Here is a 3,184-nt window from a genome sequence, read left to right on the forward strand (position 1 = left end):
CCTCTGCCCCCCTGCCCCTCTGCCCCCCTGCTTCTTCTAAAAAGGGGCGCAAATTCGTTGTTCTATTCGACTACGAAAGCAAACCCAAAACCAAACAGCAGATTTTTCAAGCCACACGCCGCACAGCTTCTGCAATTGTAGAACTTTGCTGCCAGTGTGAAGTGGCACTACTGCCAGGTCCAGAGAAAGGAATTGACGATTGGGTTGTGGCTCTGGGTAAAAAGGCTGATATTGCCGTCACTACAATGATTGCTGATGCCTTGAGAATGAGCGAATACCAGCAAAGATTTTTCATTAACCGAGCTAGGGGACTTTACAAGTACAAGCCCAATGTAACGGTGAATACCCGCTATCTATCACTTGCAATTCACTCTCTGCCTCAATCGGGGTTAGTTGGTTTGGTTTCCGATATGGGAACAGGAAAGACTGAAATCTTGGCAGTTCTCAGAAGAGATAACCCCCAACTCAGTTTTTTGAACAATGGGCATCGGGTTACTTTGCTCAAGAATCTCAGCGATCGCTTACAAACAGCAATGTACTCCGCGATTTCTTGCGGGGACTGGGGTCAGGTAAAGGCTCTCAGCATTACCGTGGATTCTCTGTATAAAATGGCAAATGATTTACAGGCTTATGACATTCTATTTATTGATGAAGCCTGCCAGTATCTCGCTCACTTGCTCAAGTCCAAAACTTGCAAGTCACATCGTGGAGCTATTCTGGAAGTGCTTGAGTATCTAGTTTACAACGCCAAGCTGGTTGTTTTAGCTGATGCTCACCTCGATGACCTGACCATTGAATTTTTCATGAATTTGCGACCGGCTGGTGAAAAACCCTACATCATCAAAAACCAGTATCGCTCAGGTGGTCGTCAAGTTCACTGGTATGAAGGTCGAAACAGCAGCGCAATCGTTGCAGAGTTCCACGCTCAACTCATGTCGGGTAAAAAGTTGATGATGGTGAGTGACAGCAAGCGGTTTATCAAAAAGTTGGAACGAGCGCTGAATGACGGGACATCGATAGATGATAGCGACGAAACACCGGAATCAGCCGAAGACCGACAGCTACGGGTATGGGCTATTCACTCGGAAAATAGCGGCTCTGAAGAGAATGTGATTTTCATCAGAGAGATTAACGTTGCCATTAAGGATATCGATGCTTTTTTAATTACTCCCAGCCTTGGCACAGGGGTTGACATTTCCAACTATCATTTTGATGCCGTGTTTGGCGTGTTTCATGCTGTCTCGCAGTCGGCTACAGAATGCGCCCAGCAATTATGGCGGTATCGTCCAGATGTCCCCATGTATGTTTGGGTGGCCCCACGTCCTCCCTTTGGTTACGCCGAAACTAATGCCCGACGTATCAAGGAAAAGATTCTTCAGAAGAACGAGATGACCGCTTTTCTGATTCGCATTAACCGGGAAACAGGCAAACGTGGGGCTGAGAAGGATTGGGCATTAGATGCCAGTTGTCAGATTGAAGCGCAACGGAATTGGTCGATTAATAATTTACGGGCTGATTTGCGTGAGCTCCTCTCAGAAATGGGTAATACTATTGCGCCTGTGGGTGATGCAACCGATGAGGGGGCTTCCCGGTGGATGAAAGCGGCAGGTATTGCCATCGATGAAGAACATTTTCGCAAGGTGGCTAACGCCAAAGATATTGATAGAAGAACTTACACAAGTAGGCAGCATCAGGATTATCTCAAGCCGGAGGAGGTTTTGGAGTGTGAGAAGTTCCGCATACAGGATACTTACGGGATGAGCGTAACCCCGGAACTGGTTGAGCAAGATGACTCTGGACGCTTAATTAAAAAGATTGTCGCACTTGAAGCGATATTGGCAACGCCTGGGGAAATGATTACTGATGACCAGGGGCTCTCGTGTGTTGCGCCGCCCTCTGTGGTTGTGGAACGGGATTTGGGGGAACGGGAGCGATTAGCTATTTGCACTGACTGGAGCAATCATTCTACCGCGTGGTTGATGCGTCATCGGCTGGGACTGAGAGCGGTGTTGATGGATCTGATGGCTGGCGTTGAGATTAAAGGGGACGAGGCGATGATTCAGGCTTTGGCTGAGTTTTCCAAGCGCAATGCCTCTCACGTTAAAGGCATTCTTAATCTGACCATCCCGCTATCGGAGTCTGCTTTGTGGATTTTGGGGCAGTTCCTTTCGCAACTGGGTTTGTCTACTGAATCACGAAGACCAATGGAGGACGGTCAGAGGGTTCGGTATTATCGGCTGAATACTTCTGATGTAGAGTTTATCCAGAAGGTGCTGGAGTATCGTCAACGGCAGAGGGAAGAGAAGGAAAAAAAACGTCAGCAGGAACAAGATCGAAATGTGGCTTATGCAGCTAGAATGCAGTCTCAATATGGGATTAACCCGCCGTCCACACCCCCCATTAATGAAGATGGAAGTAATAATCGGGGGGGTATGGACACAGATGAAGCAGACAGTATTTCTTGGTGGGAACGGGTTAAATATTATGCTCAGTTGGCGATTGAGCGGGTTGAATATGGGGTGGAGTCAGTTAAAGAATTACTCAGTACACTAACGATTGATGAGCGGTGGGGCGTGATCTTCAAGTTTGAGGATATTGACCCTGATAAGTTTGCTCAACTGGTGGCCCTTGCGCCCGATTGGGTGGAGTGGATGGCGTGATAGTCCCGTTTTCCAAGAAGTGCGATGCCTGCGGCGGGCTAGGCATCACCGTGCCAGAAAAGGTTTTTTGTACGCTAAGAAAAATTATGAGCTACGACCGCGCAACGACTCTGCTCGGTCGGGGCTTTTTCTGCTTTGTATGGCTCGCGCGTCAAAGACATGAATGAAGCCAGAAGAGTTTGAACCGTGTGTTACACGTAATGGCTCTAACGTGGAATTCTGCTAACACTTGCTAATGGCATGGGCTTTTGTTCAACTTTAACGGCTATTCTGATCTCGACCTGAGCTTCTGAAGGAACATTTGTGTCACCGCATGGTTGGAGAGTTCTCCCGTCCTGTTTGCTCGTATCACCTCAATTAAGAAAAGGATGATATTTTGCCAAACATTTTGGAAACTGGGATGTCCATGTCCTAATTGATCTTCAACAATCGTTAATGCCTCTATGTACAACGGCTCTGCCTTACTGTAGTAGGGAGCAACGCGATTTTGTGAGGTTGGGTGAAAAAGGTGCGATCGCTAAAAT

1 protein-coding gene is annotated in these 3,184 nt (G+C 47.6%); it reads left to right on the top strand.

The window, feature by feature from the left end; translation table 11 throughout:
* Positions 1-2,660, top strand: a 2,660-nt coding sequence (locus tag Q0541_RS05370) for a plasmid replication protein, CyRepA1 family (protein ID WP_298906619.1), incomplete at its 5' end; no start/stop codon positions are given.
* Positions 2,661-3,184 lie beyond the last annotated feature (524 nt).

Source organism: uncultured Nostoc sp., from assembly GCF_937863485.1.
In the GTDB taxonomy this organism is placed as follows: Bacteria; Cyanobacteriota; Cyanobacteriia; order Cyanobacteriales; family Nostocaceae; genus Nostoc.